The 18,242-nt window shown below is 72.1% G+C and carries 12 protein-coding genes; 5 read left to right on the plus strand and 7 right to left on the minus strand.

The features are described from left to right. Positions 1-8 precede the first annotated feature (8 nt). From ABT324_RS05790 to ABT324_RS05815, 6 genes are all read right to left on the minus strand, one after another. On the minus strand, positions 9-1,181 hold the full coding sequence (locus tag ABT324_RS05790; protein ID WP_351172220.1) for an ABC transporter ATP-binding protein: 1,173 nt from the start codon (positions 1,179-1,181) through the stop codon (positions 9-11). Between the two features lie 5 nt (positions 1,182-1,186). Continuing rightward, entirely contained in the window at positions 1,187-2,032 is an 846-nt protein-coding gene (locus ABT324_RS05795) for a carbohydrate ABC transporter permease (protein WP_351172223.1), read from the minus strand. Beyond that, positions 2,032-2,955, minus strand: coding sequence for a carbohydrate ABC transporter permease (locus ABT324_RS05800; protein WP_351172321.1), 924 nt, complete (start codon positions 2,953-2,955; stop codon positions 2,032-2,034). The genes ABT324_RS05795 and ABT324_RS05800 overlap by 1 nt, the downstream gene beginning before the upstream one ends. Further along, positions 2,955-4,253 carry an ABC transporter substrate-binding protein gene (locus ABT324_RS05805; protein ID WP_502949701.1) on the minus strand — a complete coding sequence of 433 codons (1,299 nt, stop codon included), beginning with the start codon at positions 4,251-4,253 and terminating at the stop codon, positions 2,955-2,957. The genes ABT324_RS05800 and ABT324_RS05805 overlap by 1 nt, the downstream gene beginning before the upstream one ends. Positions 4,254-4,427: 174 nt before the next feature. Beyond that, positions 4,428-4,949: a YflT domain-containing protein gene (locus ABT324_RS05810; protein ID WP_351172228.1), complete on the minus strand. Its 522-nt coding sequence runs from the start codon at positions 4,947-4,949 to the stop codon at positions 4,428-4,430. Positions 4,950-5,103: 154 nt separating this feature from the next. Then, on the minus strand, positions 5,104-6,315 hold the full coding sequence (locus tag ABT324_RS05815) for an MFS transporter (protein ID WP_351172231.1): 1,212 nt from the start codon (positions 6,313-6,315) through the stop codon (positions 5,104-5,106). Positions 6,316-6,495: 180 nt separating this feature from the next. Here ABT324_RS05815 and ABT324_RS05820 point away from each other — a divergent pair, with 180 nt between their 5' ends. The 5 genes from ABT324_RS05820 (at position 6,496) to ABT324_RS05840 (ending at position 14,446) form a co-directional block, all read left to right on the plus strand. Further along, positions 6,496-10,176 (plus strand): nitrate reductase subunit alpha, encoded by a 3,681-nt coding sequence (locus ABT324_RS05820; RefSeq protein WP_351172234.1) that lies wholly within the window; start codon positions 6,496-6,498, stop codon positions 10,174-10,176. Next, complete coding sequence (gene narH / locus ABT324_RS05825) at positions 10,176-11,822, plus strand: nitrate reductase subunit beta (protein ID WP_351172237.1); 1,647 nt, start codon at positions 10,176-10,178, stop codon at positions 11,820-11,822. Before ABT324_RS05820 ends, narH begins: the two co-directional genes overlap by 1 nt. After that, entirely contained in the window at positions 11,822-12,442 is a 621-nt protein-coding gene (narJ, locus tag ABT324_RS05830) for a nitrate reductase molybdenum cofactor assembly chaperone (RefSeq protein WP_351172240.1), read from the plus strand. The genes narH and narJ overlap by 1 nt, the downstream gene beginning before the upstream one ends. Beyond that, positions 12,439-13,215 (plus strand): respiratory nitrate reductase subunit gamma, encoded by a 777-nt coding sequence (gene narI / locus ABT324_RS05835; protein WP_351172243.1) that lies wholly within the window; start codon positions 12,439-12,441, stop codon positions 13,213-13,215. The genes narJ and narI overlap by 4 nt, the downstream gene beginning before the upstream one ends. Before the next feature lie 355 nt (positions 13,216-13,570). Then, positions 13,571-14,446 (plus strand): spermidine synthase, encoded by an 876-nt coding sequence (locus ABT324_RS05840; RefSeq protein WP_351172246.1) that lies wholly within the window; start codon positions 13,571-13,573, stop codon positions 14,444-14,446. Between the two features lie 258 nt (positions 14,447-14,704). On the opposite strand, the gene ABT324_RS05845 is transcribed toward ABT324_RS05840, so the two are convergent. Beyond that, positions 14,705-18,172, minus strand: coding sequence for a patatin-like protein (locus ABT324_RS05845; RefSeq protein WP_351172249.1), 3,468 nt, complete (start codon positions 18,170-18,172; stop codon positions 14,705-14,707). Between the last annotated feature and the right edge of the window lie 70 nt (positions 18,173-18,242).

Raw genomic sequence — 18,242 nt, forward strand, 5'->3', positions numbered from 1 at the left:
CGTCGGGGTCAGGTGAGGGTGGCGCCGGTGGCCGGGTTGAACAGGTGGATCTTGTCCGGGTCGAACCAGACCTCCAGCGGCTGGTTCTCGCGGGCCGTGGACTCCACCGAGAGCCGGGTGACCACCTGGCCCTCGTCGGAGGGGACCTCGCTGCTGCCGCTGTCGGCGGCCAGCTCGTCGAGCTCCGCCGTGCTGGCCCGCCCACCGCTCAGGGTGAAGTAGACGTACTTGTCCGAGCCCATCTCCTCCACCACGTCCACCTCGCCCCGGAACGTCGCGCCCGCCGCGCGGACCGCGTCGTCGAGCAGCGCGGCGTCCTCGAAGTGCTCCGGGCGGATTCCCATGACCAGTTCGCGCGGCGCGTCCGCGGCCTCCAACAAGCGGCGGACCCGGTCCCGCAGCGGCACGTCGCCGAGCGCGGTGCGCAGCACGCCGTCGGCGACCTCGCCCGGGACGAAGTTCATCGCCGGGGAGCCGATGAAGCCCGCCACGAACAGGTTCGCCGGGTGCTCGTAGAGGTGCTGCGGCGCGCCCACCTGCTGCACCACGCCGCCGCGCAGGACCACCACGCGGTCGCCCAGGGTCATCGCCTCGGTCTGGTCGTGCGTGACGTAGACCGTGGTGGTGCCCAACTTCTTCTGCAGCCGCGACACCGAGGTCCGCATCTGCACCCGCAGCTTGGCGTCCAGGTTGGACAGCGGCTCGTCCATCAGGAACGCCTTGGGGCTGCGCACGATCGCCCGCCCCATCGCGACCCGTTGCCGCTGCCCGCCGGAGAGGTTGGCGGGCTTGCGCTCCAGGTGCTGGGTCAGGTCGAGGACCTTGGCCGCCTCCTGGACCTTCTCCCGCACCGTCGCCGCGTCGACCTTGGCCAGCCGCAGCGGGAACGCCATGTTCTCGAACACCGTCATGTGCGGGTACAGCGCGTAGGACTGGAACACCATCGCGATGTCGCGGTCCTTCGGCGCGCGCTCGTTCATCCGCTCCCCGCCGATGCGCAGCTCGCCCGCGCTGATGTCCTCCAGCCCGGCGATCATGTTCAGCGTGGTGGACTTCCCGCAGCCGGACGGGCCGACCAGGATCACGAACTCGCCGTCCGCGATCTCCAGGTCCACCTCGTCGACCGCCAGCGCCCCGTCCGGATAGCGCTTGGTCACCTTGTCCAGCACGATCTCGGCCACTTCGGTTACCCCTTCACTGCGCCGGAGGTCAGTCCGGACACGATGCGTCGCTGGAAGAACAGCACGAACACGATGATCGGCACGGTGATCACCACCGCTGCGGCGGAGATCGACCCGGTCGGGTCCTCGAACTGCGAGCTGCCGGTGAAGAACTGCAGCGCCACCGGCACCGTCCGGGAGTTCTCCGTGGAGGTCAGCGAGATCGCGAACAGGAAGTCGTTCCAGCAGAAGATGAACACCAGGATGGCGGTGGTGAACACGCCCGGCGCGGCCAGCGGCGCGATCACCCTCGCGAAGGCCTGCCCCGGCGTGGCGCCGTCCATCTTGGCCGCCTTCTCCAGCTCCCAGGGGATCTCCCGGAAGAACGCCGACAGCGTGTAGATCGACAGCGGCAGCGAGAAGGTGATGTAGGGCAGGATCAGCCCCGGCCAGGTGTCGAACAGCCCCAGCACCCGCTCGATCTCGAACAGCGGGGACACCAGCGACACCTGCGGGAACATCGCGATCAGCAGCGAGACCCCGACCAGCAGCCGCTTGCCGGGGAACTCCAGCCGGGCGATGGCGTAGGCGGCCATGGTGCCCAGCACCACCGCGATCAGGGTGGCGATCAGCGCGATGCCGATGGAGTTCAGCAGCGCGCGGGTGAACTCGGTGGTGCTGAAGATCGCCGCGTAGTTCTCCAGCGTCCACTCGCGCGGGATCAGGTTGCCGTCCGACAGCGTGTCCGGGGTCTTGAACGACAGCGACACGATCCACAGCACCGGCAGCAGCGCGTAGACCACGACGATGACGTTGAGCACCGTCCACTTGGCCTTCCGCGCGGGGGTCTCCGCCCCGCCCACGCCCGCCATCAGCGCCTCCCCTTGTCGTCGCTACCGGGCGCGGCCGTGCCGAACAGCTTGACGAAGATCCACGCGATGAGCGCGACCGCGACGAAGATCAGCACCGACATGGTGGAGCCGATCCCCAGGTTCAGTCCCTTGATCAGGTTGTTGTAGGCCAGCACCGACACCGACGAGGTGTCCTGCGCGCCCGAGGTGAGCACCACGATGTTGTCGAACACCCGGAACGCGTCGAGGGTGCGGAACAGCAGGGCGACCAGGATGGCCGGTTTCATCACCGGCAGCATCACCTTCACGAACCGCTGCCACGCCCCGGCGCCGTCCATCGCCGCCGCCTTGAGCAGGTCGTCGGGCACCAGCGCCAGCCCGGCCATCAGCAGCAGCGCCATGAACGGGGTGGTCTTCCAGACCTCGGCGAGGACCACGATGGCCAGCGCGCTGGCGTGCTCGGTCAGCGGGGCGCCGTCGGGGGTGATCGCGTTGGCCAGGTAGCCGGTGTCCGGGGTCCACGCGTAGCGCCAGCTGAAGGCCGCCACCACCGTGACGATGCCGTACGGGATGAGGGTGACGGTGCGGATCAGGCCCCGGCCGACCAGCGCCCGGTGCATGACCAGCGCCAAGCCCATGCCGAGCACGAACTCGATGACCACCGAGATCGCGGTGACCAGCACGGTCACCCCGAACGCGGTCCACCAGTAGCCGTTGCCCAGCACCGTGACGTAGTTGTCCAGCCCGACGAACTCGCGCTGGTCCGGGTACTTCAGGTCGAAGCGCTGAAAGGACAGCCAGAGCGCGTAGAGGATTGGGTAGCCGGTGACGGCGAGCATCACCAGCGCGGCCGGGGCGCACAGCAGCCAGCCGAGCTTGCGCTCCGCCTTCTTGCCCTCGCTGATCGCCTTGGCCACCGGCAGGGCGTCCTGCTTCTGCACCATCACGGCATCACTCCCTTGGACTCCAGGGCGTTCTGCACCTCGGTGCGCATCCGCTCCGCGGTGGGCTGCGGGTCGATCTCCCCGATCGGGGACAGCAGCTTGGACAGCACCATGGAGACGTTCTGGGCGGCCGGGGTGATCGGGCGCACGCCCGGGTCCTTGAGGGCCTCCAGGATGGTGTCCCGCATCGGGTACTCGGCGGCGATCTCGGGGTCGGCGTAGACGGACTCGATCGTCGGCGGCACGCCGTCGTTGAGCGCGGAGAACTTCTGGCTCTCCGGGCTGCGCAGGCACTTGGCCGCCTCGAAGGCCAGGTCCGGCTTGGTGGAGAAGTTGCTCACCGCGTAGTTGGCGCCGCCGATGGTGGACTTGCTCGGCACTCCCGGCTGCAGGCCGGGCAGCCGTGCCCAACCCACCTTCTCCGCCAGCTCCGGTTCCTTCTCCTTCATCGACGCGTAGACGAACGGCCAGTTCAGCTGGAACGCGGCCTGCCCGGTCTCGAACTCCTGCCGGGCGTCGTCCTCCTTGGCGTTGTTCATCGACGGGCTGGTCACCCCCGCCGTGCCGAGGTCGCGCAGCGCCTGCAGCGCGCGCACCGCGCCCTCGTCGACCACGGCGGTGCGGCCGTCGTCGGACACCACGTGCCCGCCCGCCGACTCGACCAGCGTGTTGAAGTGCACGTACACGCCTTCGTACTGGGCGCCGGTGAAGGAGATCCAGTGCGGCTTGCCCTCCTGCTCGAGCCGCTGGGCGGTGGAGATCATCTCGTCCCAGGTCTCCGGTGGTTCGGGCACCAGGTCCTTGCGGTACCAGAGCAGCTGCACGTTGGTGTTCTTCGGCGCCGCGTAGAGCTTGCCGTTCCAGGTGGCGGTCTCCAGCGGGCCCTGCAGGGTGCCGCGCTCCACGTCCGCCCTGTGCTGCCCGGTCCACTCCCGGATCCACCCGGCCTCGGCGAACTCGGCGACCCAGGTGACGTCCAGGTACAGGATGTCCAGCCCCCGGTCACCGGCGGCGAGGCGGCGCACCATCTGCTCGCGCTGGCCGTCGGCGTCGCGGGGCAGCTTGTGGTAGACGATGTTGTAGCGCCCGCCCGACTCGGCGTTGCAGCGGTCCACGTTCTGCTGCAGGTTCTCCTCGGGCGCGCTGTAGAGGTTCACGGTGTTCGCGCTGGATGCCGGGGCGCAGGCGGTCAGCGCGGACGCGCAGACCAGCGACGCACCCAGCAGCGCCGCGCGACGAGTGCGGCGAACTCTCACTGTCAGTCCTCCCAGTTGCTGGTCGCAGGCACGACCAAGCATCGGGGGTGCCCACGCTTCGTCGCCTGCCACCACCGGCGATGGGCCGGTGCTGGAAAGCTAGGCCTCTTGATCAGTCAAGGCAAGGCATGTTGCCAACACGTGAAAATCGGACCGCAACGCAGCCGCGGGAGCAGGACGCCCAGGCTCCGGGGCGGGGCCTGGGCGTCGACGTGGTCACTGGGCTGGCGGGGGCCGCATCGCGAGCTTGGCGAGCAGGTCCCGGCCCTGCTCCGCGTGGCGGGGCTGGGCCAGGACGTCGTAGCGGCCCGCGACCAGCTGGCTCGCCGAGGAGAAGTCGCGGCGGCCCCGGGTCGAGGCGTAGCCGACCGCGGCGAAGACCAGTCCGAACAGCACCCCCGCGCCGAGACCGGCCAGCACCGGGCCGAGCCAGCTGCCCTGCGGGGTGAACATGCCCATGATCAGGCCGACGAGCAGACCGAACCACGCGCCGGAGGCGGCACCGCCGCCCAGCACCCGGCCCCAGCTGAGCCGTCCGGTGACCCGCTCGACGAGCATCAGGTCGACGCCGACGATGGTCACCTCCTGCACCGGGAAGTCGGTGTCGGCGAGGTAGTCCACGGCGCGCTGCGCCTCTTCGTAAGTGCTGTAGGAGCCGATGGGCCAGCCCGTGGGCGGCGTGGGCAGGTTGGGTGTGCCCGGCGTCGGCCGGCTGGCGCCGGTGAATGGGTTGGACACCGCTGACACCTCCGTGGAACGTGCTGGGCGAGGGCGGGGCTGCGGTGGTGGGCGAGCCCGATTCCGCCGCAATGTCCCTTCCCCCATCAGGCTACCTTGCAGGGGCTTCCCGGAGATCATGTCGGTCCCCGCCGCGGACCGCATCCGCGACCCGTCAGGCGGCTGCCTCGCGGCGCACGACGGTGAGCGCCAGCCCCGCGCAGCCCAGGGCGGCCAGCGCCAGCAGCACGAAGCCCCAGGTGTACTGCCCGGAGGCGCCGTAGATCGCGCCCATCGCCAGCGGCGGGAAGAAGCCGCCGAGCCCGCCCGCGGCGCCGACCAGCCCGGTCACCGCACCCACCTGGTCGGCCGGGGCCAGCTTGGCGACCAGTGCGAACACCGCCCCGGCCCCGGCGCCGAGCACCGCGGCCAGCCCGAGGAAGGCGGTGGTGCCGACCGGCACCAGAGGCAGCTCGAAGGCGGCGAGCCCGGCGAGCACGGTCGCCAGCGAGCACAGGGCGCCGAGGACGGTGGCCGGGTGCACGCGGTCGCACAGCCAGCCGCCGAGGGGGCGGGCGACCACGGCCAGCACCACGAACCCGGCGGTGCGCGTCGAGGCGTCCGCCGCCGTCAGGTCGTAGCCGGTCTTCAGGTAGGTGGGCAGGTAGACGCTGAACGCCACGAACCCGCCGAAGGTCAGCGCGTAGAGAACCGACAGCTGCCAGGTGACGCCCAACCGCAGGGTGTCGACGGTGCGGCTGAAGGCCGAGCCCGCGGGCGGCGTGCGGTCGGCCGGATCGCGCAGCAGCGCCCAGGACAGCGCGGCCACCACGACCAGCGCCACCGACACGACCAGGAACGGCGTGAGCTCGCCGTAGGCGCTGATCAGGGGCAACGTGGTGAAGGTCGCGACGGCGGTGCCCCCGGTGCCGACCCCGAACACGCCGAGCGCCATGCCGCGGTGGGCGGGCGGGAACCAGCTGTTGACCGCCGGGACCCCGACGGCGAAGGTCGTCCCGCCGAGCCCGAGCAGCACTCCGCCGAGCATCAGCACCGGCAGCGCGTCCGGGAACAGCCCGACCAGCAACACCGGGATGATCGTCAGCAGGCTCAGCGCGGTGAACATCGGCCGCGCGCCGTACCGGTCGGTCAGCGAGCCGACCGGGATGCGGCCGACCGAGCCGATGATCACCGGCAGCGCCACCAGCACCGACTGGGTGAACGGGGCAAGGCCGAGCCGCTGCCCGATGCCGGGCGCGAGCGGGGCGAGCAGCGCCCAGGCCCAGAAGTTGACCGCGAACGCGGTCGTGCAGACCCCCAGCACGACCCACTTGCGGGCGGTCGCCGCCGCCAGCCCGAGGTCGAGGGGCGCGGGATGACTGACCACTGCGAACACCTCAGCTCTGCCGTGCCCGGCGATCACTTCGCGGGGACCGGGCCGGACGCCGAGTTGCGGGCTGCGCTGGTCGGCCCAATGGTCGAGTTTGCGGGCCGCGGTCGCGCACGGCGAATCGGAGCGCGAGCCCAGCGGTCACCACCCCGGCGACTCGCGAAGGAGCCCGGCCCCATGGCGAAACGAGCGGACGCGGGACTCGACGGACCGGTCTCCGAGCTCCTGCTGCGCACCCGCAAGCTGCTGTCCCCCGGCGCGGTCTCGGCCGACCTGCGCAGCCTCGAGCTGGTCGGCGGCCGCGAGGGCGACGTCTTCTACCGGGACCGGTGGAGCCACGACAAGGTGGTGCGCTCCACGCACGGCGTGAACTGCACCGGCTCCTGCTCGTGGCAGGTCTACGTCAAGGACGGCGTGATCACCTGGGAGGCGCAGGACACCGGCTACCCGTCGGTCGGGCCGGACTCCCCGGAGTACGAGCCGCGCGGCTGCCCGCGCGGGGCCGCGTTCTCCTGGTACACCTACTCGCCCACCCGGTTGCGCTACCCGTACGTGCGCGGGGTGCTGCTGGAGATGTACCGCCGAGCCAAGGCCGCCACCGGGGACCCGGTGCGCGCCTGGGCGTCCATCGTGGACGACCCGGAGGCGCGGCGGCGGTACCAGCGGGCGCGCGGCAAGGGCGGGCTGGTGCGGGCCAGCTGGGACGAGGCCGTGGAGCTCGTCGCCGCCGCCCACGTGCACACGATCAAGCGGTACGGGCCGGACCGGATCGCCGGGTTCTCCCCCATCCCGGCGATGTCGATGGTCTCGCACGCCGTCGGATCGCGGTTCCTGTCGCTGATCGGCGGCACCATGCTGTCCTTCTACGACTGGTACGCCGACCTGCCGGTGGCCTCGCCGCAGGTGTTCGGCGACCAGACCGACGTGCCCGAGTCCGCCGACTGGTGGAACGCGGCCTACCTGGTGATGTGGGGGTCCAACGTCCCGGTCACCCGCACTCCGGACGCGCACTTCATGGCCGAGGCCCGCTACCGGGGGCAGAAGGTCGTGGTGGTCTCCCCCGACTACGCCGACAACGTCAAGTTCGCCGACACCTGGCTCGCGCCGCACCCGGGCACCGACGGCGCGCTGGCGATGGCGATGGGGCACGTGGTTCTCCGGGACTGCTACGTGCAGCGACAGACCCCGCGCTTCGCCGACTACGCCCGCCGCTTCACCGACCTGCCGTTCCTGGTCGCGCTGCGGGACACCGGGCAGGGGCTGGTGCCGGACAAGTTCGCCACCGCCGCCGACCTCGGCGCGACCGGGGAGCACGACCGCTTCAAACCGGTGCTGGTGGACGAGCGCACCGGTCGCGAGCACGTGCCGGGCGGCAGCCTCGGGTTCCGCTTCGACCCGGCGGGCGCCGGGCGGTGGAACCTCAACCTCGGCGAGGTCCGGCCGCAGCTGAGCCTGCTCGACCACCCCGCCGCCGAGCCCGTCGCCGTGGAGCTCCCGCGCTTCGACGTGCCCGGCGACCGCCGCGCCCGGCTGCGCCGGGGCGTGCCCGCGATCCGGCTCGGCGGTCGGCTGGTGACCACCGTGTTCGACCTGGTGCTGGCCAACTACGGGGTGGGGCGGCCGGGGTTGCCCGGCGACTGGCCGCGCGGGTTGGACGACCCGCAGCCGCACACCCCGGCCTGGCAGGAGGAGATCACCGGGGTGCCCGCGGCGCAGGCGGTCCGGGTGGCCCGCGAGTTCGCCCGCAACGCCGAGGAGTCCGGTGGCCGGTCGATGATCCTGATGGGCGCGGGCACCAACCACTGGTTCCACTCCGACACGATCTACCGCGCGTTCCTGGCGCTGGTGGCGCTGACCGGGTGCCAGGGCGTCAACGGCGGCGGCTGGGCGCACTACGTGGGGCAGGAGAAGTGCCGCCCGGTCACCGGGTGGGCGCAGCTGGCCGGGGCGCTGGACTGGTCGCGCCCACCGCGCCAGATGATCGGCACCGCGTTCTGGTACCTGGCCACCGACCAGTGGCGCTACGACGCGCTCGGCGCCGAGGAGCTGATCCACCCGCTCGGCCCGGGGAAGCTGTGGGGCATGTCGATGGCCGACTGCATCGCGCAGTCGGCGCGGCTGGGCTGGATGCCCTCGTACCCGACGTTCGACCGCAACCCGCTGGACCTGGTCGACGACGCCCGCGCCACCGGGGCGGACCCGGCCGAGCACGTGATCGCCGAACTCCGCGCCGGGCGGCTGGCGTTCGCCTGCACCGACCCGGACGACGAGGCGAACTGGCCGCGGATCGCCACCGTGTGGCGGGCGAACCTGCTGGGTTCCTCGGCGAAGGGCAACGAGTACTTCCTGAAGCACCTGCTGGGCACCGACTCGGCGCTACGGGCCGAGGAGGCCCCGCCGGAGCGGCGCCCGCACGACGTTCGCTGGCACCCGCGCGCCCCGGAGGGCAAGCTCGACCTGCTGCTGTCGCTGGACTTCCGGATGACCAGCACCGGCCTGTTCAGCGACGTGCTGCTGCCCGCCGCGACCTGGTACGAGAAGCACGACCTGTCGTCCACCGACATGCACCCCTTCGTGCACGCGTTCACCCCGGCCATCGCACCGCCGTGGGAAACCCGCAGCGACTTCGACGCCTTCCACGCGATCGCCCGGCAGTTCTCCGAGCTCGCCGCGGAGCACCTCGGCGTGCGCGAGGACCTGGTCGCCGCGCCGCTGCTGCACGACACCCCGGACGAGCTGGCCACCCCGGGCGGCGTGGTGCGCGACTGGACCCGCGACGAGGTCGAACCGGTGCCGGGCGTGACGATGCCGAAGCTGGTGGTCGTCGAGCGCGACTACCCGGCGGTGGCGGCGAAGATGGCCGCCCTCGGCCCGCTGGTGGAGCAGCTCGGGGTCGGGAACAAGGGCTGGCAGGTCGTCCCCGACCAGGAGGTCGAGCGGCTGCGGCAGCAGAACGGGGTGGTGCGCGGCGGGGTGGCGGACGGGCGGCCGTCGCTGGCGCGCGACGTGCACGCCTGCGAGGCGGTCCTCGCGCTGTCGGGCACCACCAACGGCCGGATCGCGGTCGCGGGCTTTCGGGACCTGGAGCAGCGCACCGGGGTGCGGTTGGCCGACCTGGCGCAGGACGCCGAGGGCAGGCAGATCACCTTCGCCGACACCCAGGCCCGTCCGGTCCCGGTGATCACCTCGCCGGAGTGGAGCGGCAGCGAGCACGGCGGGCGGCGCTACAACGCCTTCGTGGTCAACGTCGAGCGCCTCAAGCCCTGGCACACCCTGACCGGCCGCCAGCACTTCTACCTCGACCACGACTGGGTGGCCGACCTCGGTGAGGGCCTGCCGGTCTACCGGCCGCCGCTGAACATCCACCACCTCTTCGGCGAGCCGGAGTCCCCGGACGGCGCGGCGGTCTCGGTCCGCTACCTGACCCCGCACTCGAAGTGGTCGATCCACTCCGAGTACCAGGACAACCTGCTGATGCTGGCGCTCTCGCGCGGCGGCCCGGACCTGTGGCTGAGCCCGGCCGACGCGCAGCGCATCGGCGTGCGCGACAACGACTGGGTCGAGGCGGTCAACCGCAACGGCGTGGTGGTGGCCCGCGCCGTGGTGTCGCAGAAGATGCCGCCCGGCACGGTCTACGTGCACCACGCCAAGGACCGCGTGGTGGACGTGCCGAAGTCGGAGGTCTCCGGGATGCGCGGCGGGATCCACAACTCGTTGACCCGGTTGCTGCTCAAGCCCACCCACCTCGTCGGCGGGTACGCCCAGCTGTCGTTCGCGTTCAACTACCTGGGCCCGACCGGCAACCAGCGCGACGAGGTCACCGTGATCCGCCGCCGCAGCCAGGAGGTCGAGTACTGATGCGTGTGATGGCCCAGCTCGCCATGGTGATGAACCTGGACAAGTGCATCGGCTGCCACACCTGCTCGGTCACCTGCAAGCAGGCGTGGACCAACCGCGGCGGCGTCGAGTACGTGTGGTTCAACAACGTGGAAACCCGCCCCGGGCAGGGTTATCCGCGCACCTACGAGGACCAGGAGCGGTGGCGCGGCGGGTGGCGGCTGCGCGGTGGCCGGTTGACGTTGCGCTCCGGGAGCCGGTTCAGGCGGCTGCTGTCGCTGTTCGCGAACCCGAAGCTGCCCGCCATCCAGGACTACTACGAGCCCTGGACCTACGACTACGACAACCTGATCTCCGCGCCCGCGGGCGAGGAGTTCCCGGTGGCCCGGCCGCGGTCGCTGATCTCCGGTGAGCCGGTGCGGATCTCCTGGAGCGCGAACTGGGACGACAGCCTGGCCGGCTCCCCCGAGCTGACCCGGCAGGACCCGGTGCTGCGGCGGTTGTCCGACGAGGTCCGGCAGTCCTTCGAAGAGACCTTCATGTTCTTCCTGCCGCGGATCTGCGAGCACTGCCTCAACCCGTCCTGCGTGGCGTCCTGCCCGTCCGGCGCGATGTACAAGCGCACCGAGGACGGCATCGTGCTGGTCGACCAGGACCAGTGCCGCGGCTGGCGGATGTGCGTCACCGGCTGCCCCTACAAGAAGGTCTACTTCAACCACCGCACCGGCAAGGCCGAGAAGTGCACGCTGTGCTACCCGCGGATGGAGGTCGGGCTGCCGACGGTGTGCTCGGAGACCTGCGTGGGGCGGCTGCGCTACCTCGGCGTGGTGCTCTACGACGCCGACCGCGTGCTGGCGGCGGCCTCGGTGCCGGACGAGCACGACCTGTACCCGGCGCAGCTGGACGTGCTGCTCGACCCCCACGACCCGGAGGTGCTGACCGCCGCGCGGCGCGCCGGGATCCCCGCGGACTGGGTCGACGCCGCGCAGCGCTCCCCGATCCACGCGCTGATCAAGGACTTCCGGGTCGCGCTGCCGCTGCACCCGGAGTTCCGCACGCTGCCGATGGTCTGGTATGTGCCGCCGCTGTCGCCGGTGGTGGACAAGCTGGTCGAGACCGGGCACGACGGCGAGGACGTGGGCAACCTGTTCGGCGCCATCGACGCGCTGCGCATCCCGGTGGAGTACCTGGCCGAGCTGTTCACCGCCGGGGACACCGGACCGGTCACCGCAGCGCTGCGCAAGCTCGGCGCGATGCGCGCCTACATGCGCGACATCAACCTCGGGCGGCCGCCGAACCCGGCCATCCCGGAGGCCGCCGGGCTGGACGTGCCGCAGGTGGAGCGGATGTACCGGCTGCTGGCGCTGGCCAAGTACGAGGAGCGCTACGTCATCCCGCAGGCGCACCCTGAACTCGCCGGGCAGCTGGACGAACCCGGTTGCTCGCTGGACTACGAGGGCGGGCCGGGCATGTACGAGTCCGGGCCGTTCGGCGAGACCTCCGGGGCACCGGTCCCGATGGCCGTGGAGAACTTCCACCTGCTCAAGCAGCGGCAGAGCGGGGAGCACTTCATCGCGCCGGACGGCTCGCGCCGGGTGAACCTGCTCAACTGGGACGGTCGCGGCACCCCCGAAGGCCTGTTCCCGCCCGATGGCGAGGACCGCTGATGCCCTTCGACCGGACCCGCGCGCTCACCCACCGCATCGCCGCGTTCCTGCTGGCCTACCCCGACGGGGAACTGCTCGAACGGCTGCCGCTGCTGCGCGCGGGGTGCGCGGAACTCCCCACCGCGCAACGAGATCCACTGCTGGAGCTGGTGCACCACCTGGAGGTGACGCCGCTGCTGGCCGCGCAGCAGCACTACGTCGAGACCTTCGACCTGCGCCGCCGCTGCTGCCAGTACCTGAGCTACTGGACGACCGGCGACACCCGCAACCGCGGGCGGGCGATCGTGGACTTCAAGCGGATCTACCGGGCGGCGGGCGTGCTGCCACCGGAGGACGAGCTGCCGGACCACCTGACCGTCGTGCTGGAGTTCGCCGCCACCACCGACCAGGAGCGCGGCACCGCCCTGCTCGTCGACCACCACGCTGGGCTCACCCTGCTCGCCGAGGCCCTGCGCGACCAGGGCACGGTCTACGCGCGCGGCGTCGAGGCGGTGCTGACGACACTGCCTGCGCCGACCCCGGAAGTCCTGCGCTCGGCCAAGCGCATCGCCGCGACCGGGCCCCCGCAGGAGGCGGTGGGGATGACCGGTCCGCTGCACCCGTTCGGAGGTCCGCGATGAGCACCTGGGACGTGCTGCTGTGGGGAGCCGCGCCGTACGTGGTGATCGCGGTGCTGGTCCTCGGCTCGCTGTGGCGCTGGCGCTACGACCGGTTCGGCTGGACCACCCGCTCGTCGCAGCTCTACGAGTCACGGCTGCTGCGACTGGCCAGCCCGCTGTTCCACTTCGGCCTGCTGGTGGTGATCGTCGGCCACGTCGTCGGGTTGCTGGTCCCGGCGTCGTGGACCGCGGCGCTGGGCGTGTCCGAGCAGGCCTACCACGTGGTCGCGGTCGGGCTGGGCGCGCTGGCCGGGGTGTGCACGCTGGTCGGGGTCGCGCTGCTGGTCTACCGGCGGCGCCGCACCGGCCCGGTGTTCTCCGCGACGACGGTGAACGACAAGGCGATGTACCTGGTGCTGGTCGGCGCGATCCTGCTCGGGCTGCTGACGACCGTGCTGGCCAACGGGGTGACCGAGGGCTACGACTACCGGGCCACCGTCTCCCCCTGGTTCCGCAGCATCTTCGCGCTGCAGCCGGACGTGGCGCTGATGGTGGACGTGCCCTGGTCGTTCAAGGCGCACGTGCTGGTCGGGATGCTGCTGTTCGCGCTGTTCCCGTTCACCCGCCTGGTGCACGCGCTGAGCGGGTTCGCCGCGGTGCGGTACCTGTTCCGGCCGTACGTCGTCTACCGCAGCCGGGCCGCCACCCGCCCCCGCCGCGGCTGGGAGCCGGTGGGCGTCCCGGGGCAGCGCAAGGGCAAGCACGACGCACCGCGCCCCGCGCGCAAGCGGTGAAGCGGTAGCCGACCGGGCTGGACCGCCAGCTCCTGCTGCCGCTCAGCCGACGACCTCGTGCGCGGCCCGGGTTTCCACGCTCCCGGCGAACTCCCCTCCGCAGTCCCGAAACCTGATCAGGTAGCCGCCGAGCCCCCCTCCCACGCATCGGCCACCGCCTGGAACCCCGCGAGGAGCGCGGTGCTGACCGTCGTACCGGCGCAGCACGACCGGCTTCGACCACCGAGCCGAACAACACCGCGACCTCCGCTCCGCCCACCGTCCCTGGCGGAAGCGGCCCAACCCCGGTTGGGCCCAAGCCCGCGATCCGGCGGAACCCCGTGCCCGGCTAGGGTTCCGTTAGGGGGTGAGCGCGGTGGCACGAGTCCGCGTCGAGCGGTCGGTCTGGTTCGGCGAGGCCGAGCTGGTCCCCGACCCGCACCGGGACGCCGGGTGGACCGTCGCCGTGGACGGCGTCACCCAGTCCTTCGTGGACCTCGCCGACCCGACCTACCTGAAGCTGCCGTACGTCGCCTGGATCGGGCAGGCGGTCGACCGGCACTGGCCGCCTGGCACGGCGGTGTCGGCCACCTACCTCGGCGGCGCCGGGTGCACCCTGCCCCGCTACGTGGCCGCCACCCGGCCCGGCTCCGAGCAGACCGTGTTCGAGCTGGACGAACCGCTGGTCGAGCTGGTGCGCGAGCACCTCGCGCTGGACGAGGTGCCGGGGCTGGAGGTCCGGGTGCAGGACGGGCGCGCGGGCGTCCACGGCGCGCCGGAGGACAGCGCCGACCTCGTGGTGCTCGACGTCTTCCGCGCGGGCAACGTGGTCACCGAGCTGGCCACCGTCGAGTTCCTGTCCGAGGTCGCGCGCGTGCTGCGGCCCGGTGGCCTGTTCGCGGCGAACATCTGGGACGGCGACCCGCTGCCGTTCGCGCTGGGTGCCTTCGCCTCGGTCTGCGAGGTGTTCCCGCACGTCCTGGTCCTCGCCGAACCCGGAGTCCTGCTGCGCCACCGCGCGGGCAACATCGTGGTCGTGGCCTCCACCCGCGACCTGCCCCGCCCGCACCTCGAGGCGTGGGGCGCAGCGGCAACCAACCGCATGTCCTGCCTGACCCCCCGACAACTGGCCGCCGTGGCCGGAACGGCACCCCCGATCACCGAGGCCAACCCCCACACAACCCCAGTCCCCCCAGTCCTCCACCCCCACCACCAACGCAACTCCCCCGAAGACCAGACCTCCGAGGCATGAGCGATCGCCGAGCGCCTCGGCGAGAAGCACCCTCCACGCGCCCGCGCGTCGTACCCCAACACACCCGCACCAACCGCAGTTTCAATTGAAACTGCACTCCCCACCCACGCGGATCCGCAGTTTCAATTGAAACTGCGAGTACTCCCCACGTGGGTTCACAGTTTCAGTTGAAACTGTGGTCCTGTGGAGCCTGGAAGGTGCGGCACCGCCCGGGCCGAAGGCCCGTCAGGGGGTGGTGGGTTACTTGGGGGTGGTGGGTTACTGGGGGGTGCGGCGTCTGGGGCGGGGGGCTAGGACGTCGAACGTGCCCAGCAGGATCATGTGGGCGTAGGCCGTGAGGGCCGTTGCCAGGAGGATCCAGCCGCCGCCGGTGTAGGCGTTCGGTTGGACCAGCCACAGGACTCCGCCGAAGACCACCGCAGTCAGGGCCGTCGCGCCGATGCGGGCGCCCGGCCGGTAGGCGACCGCCGCGGCCCAGGTCAGCAGCACCGCCGCCAGCGCCAGACCGAGCGGGCCGAGCCGGAAACCGGTGGCGAACACCCAGAACTCCGCGGCGAGCAGCGCCGCCGCGATGACCAGCGCTGGGACCCAGCGCGCCAACCCGGTGCCGAAGCGGCGCGCCGCTCGGCTGCCCAGCCACACCGCGAACACCGCCACCAGCAGCATCGCGATCAGCACACCGGGGCCGAAGGAGCTGCTCGAGAAGTCCGCGACGCCCAGCCAGTTGCCGTGCACCGGGGTGTAGGCGAACCAGCCGAAGTCCGGCGGGGGGACCTCGCACTCGCCGAACCCGCACAGGAAGCCCTGGTCCGGCGCGACCGCCGTGGCGGTCAACGCCTGCTCGACGTGGTCGAACCCGGAACCGCCGCCCGATAGCACCTCCAGCGACTGCAGGTCCGGCTGACCGATCCCGGTGAACGCCACCGCGGTGGCGGCCAGCAGCCCGAGCAGCGCGGCCCGGCGCGGCGCCGCCACGGCGTAGATGACCATCATCACCAGCGGTTTGACCAGCGTCATCGCCCGGCGGCCGAACCAGCGCAGCACGCCCCCGCCCGACGGGCGGGCGGCGCGGTAGGCCAGCAGCCCGAACCGGGTGGCCAGCGACAGCGCCCGCCGCTCCCCCAGGTCGGGGAACCGCTGGCGCCCGACGGCGTAGCGCTCGACCTCGCTCGACAGCTCCGCCGGTGCGGGCGTCGCCGGTCGGCCGCCGCCGCGCTGGTCCGCGCCCGAGGCGACCGTCGCCACGTACGGGACCTCCTCGGCCGCGATCGTCCACTGCAGGCGCTCGGTGAGCAGCTTCCGCGTCTCGGTCAGCGGGTGCTCGTCGTCAGGCCGGGCGAACAGGGCGTCGAGCTCGGCGCGCACCTCGCCCGCGTGCCGCGACCACACCTCGGCGAGGAAGCCGCGCCACTGCGCGGCCTGCGCCTCGTCCAGGTCACCGAGCTCGGCCTCCGTCGGGCGGCTGACGATCTCCTGCAGCGCGCTGCCCAGCGCCTCCGCGCCGCCGTGCCGCCGCAGCCGCACCGGGTCGGCGAGCAGCCCGACCAGCGCGGCGGCGGCGTCCATGCGCCCCCACATCCAGTCGTTGGCCCGCCACTTGGCGGACAGGAACGCCCCGAAATTGCCGATGTCCAAGCCCCGGATCTTGTCCGCGATCCGCAGCGGAACGCCTTCCCCGCGTCGCAGCGCGGCGAACGGCAGCGGGCTCTGCTCGTCGCTGACCACGCGCAGCAGGTTGATCCGCGAGCCGGGCACCCGCCCCACGTCCAGCGGCGCGGTCAGCACCACCAGCTGCTGGAGCACCTCGGACCGCTGGTCGCTGCGCTCCAGCAGCGAGTAACCGATCTGCTCCGGCTCGTCGCACCGCTCGCGCGGCGGTGCGAGGGCGGCCAGCCGGTCGGCGACGCGGTGCAGCACCTTGCGCGCTTCGGCCACCGCATCCACCCCGGTGGCCTCGGGCACCGCGTCCGCGCCCGATGACTCCACGATGGACCGGAGCTCAGCGGCGAACTCGGCGAGCACCCGCTGGTGGTCCGGGCCGTCCTCCACCGCGCTCAGGACCTCGCCGAGCAGCGGCGCGATCGGCGTGGGCAGCGCGTGCTGCAACCGGACCCGGCGGCGCAGCACCCGCTGCACCCACTCGTCGAGCTCGGCGGTCTCGACGATCGGCTCCAGCTTCGCGCCGTTGATCCAGTACCGGTCCGCGTGGCCCTCCAGCACCTCGGCGAACGCGCGCAACCGGTAGAGCACCGACTTGCAGCGCCCGACCTCCCGGCTCTCCGGCGACCAGCGCTCGATGTCCCACGCCCAGCCGAGGCACTCCTGGACCGCGGTGAGCAGGCTGCGCGCGTCGTCGAAGACCCGCCTCGTCGCCTCCCGGCCAAGCCCGTCCGACAGGTGCCGCGCGAGCTGGTTCCGGGCGGGTGCCGACCAGTCCGCGAGCGGGTCGCCGACCACCGGCGGCAGCAGCTTCCCGTCCTCGCTGCCCGCGGGCTCGGTGAGCAGCCGGTGGACCGCCTGCGCGTCGAGCTCCGCGCGCACCACGGCGTGGTCGGGCGCGACGGCGGCGACCTGGCTGGCCAACGCGGCCAACCGGTCCCCGTCAGGAGTGGCATTGAGCTGCGCGAACAACGCCTTGCGCCGCAACGCCGTTCGCTCCACGACGCGGTTGTGCTCCTCCAGCGCGTCGAGGTCGGCCAGCAGCGACTCCTGGGTCATGCGGGCGCGCAGCGCGCTCAGGGTCACCGGGACGGCGCGCCCCGGTTCGCGGCGCTGCTCGTGCGAGGCGACGGGGTCCGGGTTCAGGTACAGCAGCCACCGCTGCGTGGGGCGGTCCGCAGGCGCCTCGGTGATCGCGTTGATCGCCGCCGACACCGGGATGTTGTCCAGCACGCCACCGTCGATCACGCGGAACGGCGCCCGCCCGGAGTCAGCGGTGGTCTCGGAGAACAGGCCCACCATGTTCGGCTCGCCCTCCGGGGGCCGACCGAGCGAGGAGAACACCTGGGCGGGCTCGAAGGCGAACGGGAACGACGAGGTGGCGCGCGCCGCGTGGGCCAACCGCAGCACCGTGGCGGGGAACTGCTCGCCCGCCCCGAAGTCGGACAGCGGATCACCCGCCCGCCCCCGGTGCCGGAACGAGAACGAGGCGGTGCGCCGTTCCTGCAGCATCGTCCCGGCGCGGGCGTCGAGCCGCTGCTCCACGGTCGGGTCCAGCAGGGTCGCGGTGAGCAGCAGGTCGGCGCGGTTTCCCGGCAGATCCGCCTCCTCGGGCACGTTGCCGGTGATGACCTCCACCAGTTCGGCGCGAAAGTAGTCGTCGCCCTCCAGCAGCGACGGTGGGCTGGGCTGCCAGAACTTCGGCACCGGCCGGGACATCGCCTCGACGTCGCCGAGCTTCACCCAGACCTCGCGCATCCGGTCGAACGGCATGCCGTAGACGAGGGTGGCGGCCAGCAGCGTGGCGTTGAGCCCCCCGGCCGAGGCCCCGGCGAGCACGTCGACGGCGACCGAGTCATAGCCGGACAGCTCCGCCAGCGCCGCCCACGGGTGGGCCCCGGACGGGTCCTCGGCGTCGAGCGCGGTGCGCAGCCGGTTGATCTCGGCGACGGCGCCGCCGATCCACACCGCCATGCTCGCGCCACCGCGCATCGCCAGCGCCAGGCGCAGTTCCTGCTCGTTCTCCGCTCCAGCCGCGGTGGACACCTCGGAATCCGCCCTCTCCATCGACACCTGCGGATCACCCGAAACCTACCGCGCGGGAGCCGACCGGTGGCCCCGAACTCAGCCACTCTCC

It is taken from the genome of Saccharopolyspora sp. NPDC000359, assembly GCF_040300525.1.
Lineage (GTDB): Bacteria > Actinomycetota > Actinomycetes > Mycobacteriales > Pseudonocardiaceae > Saccharopolyspora.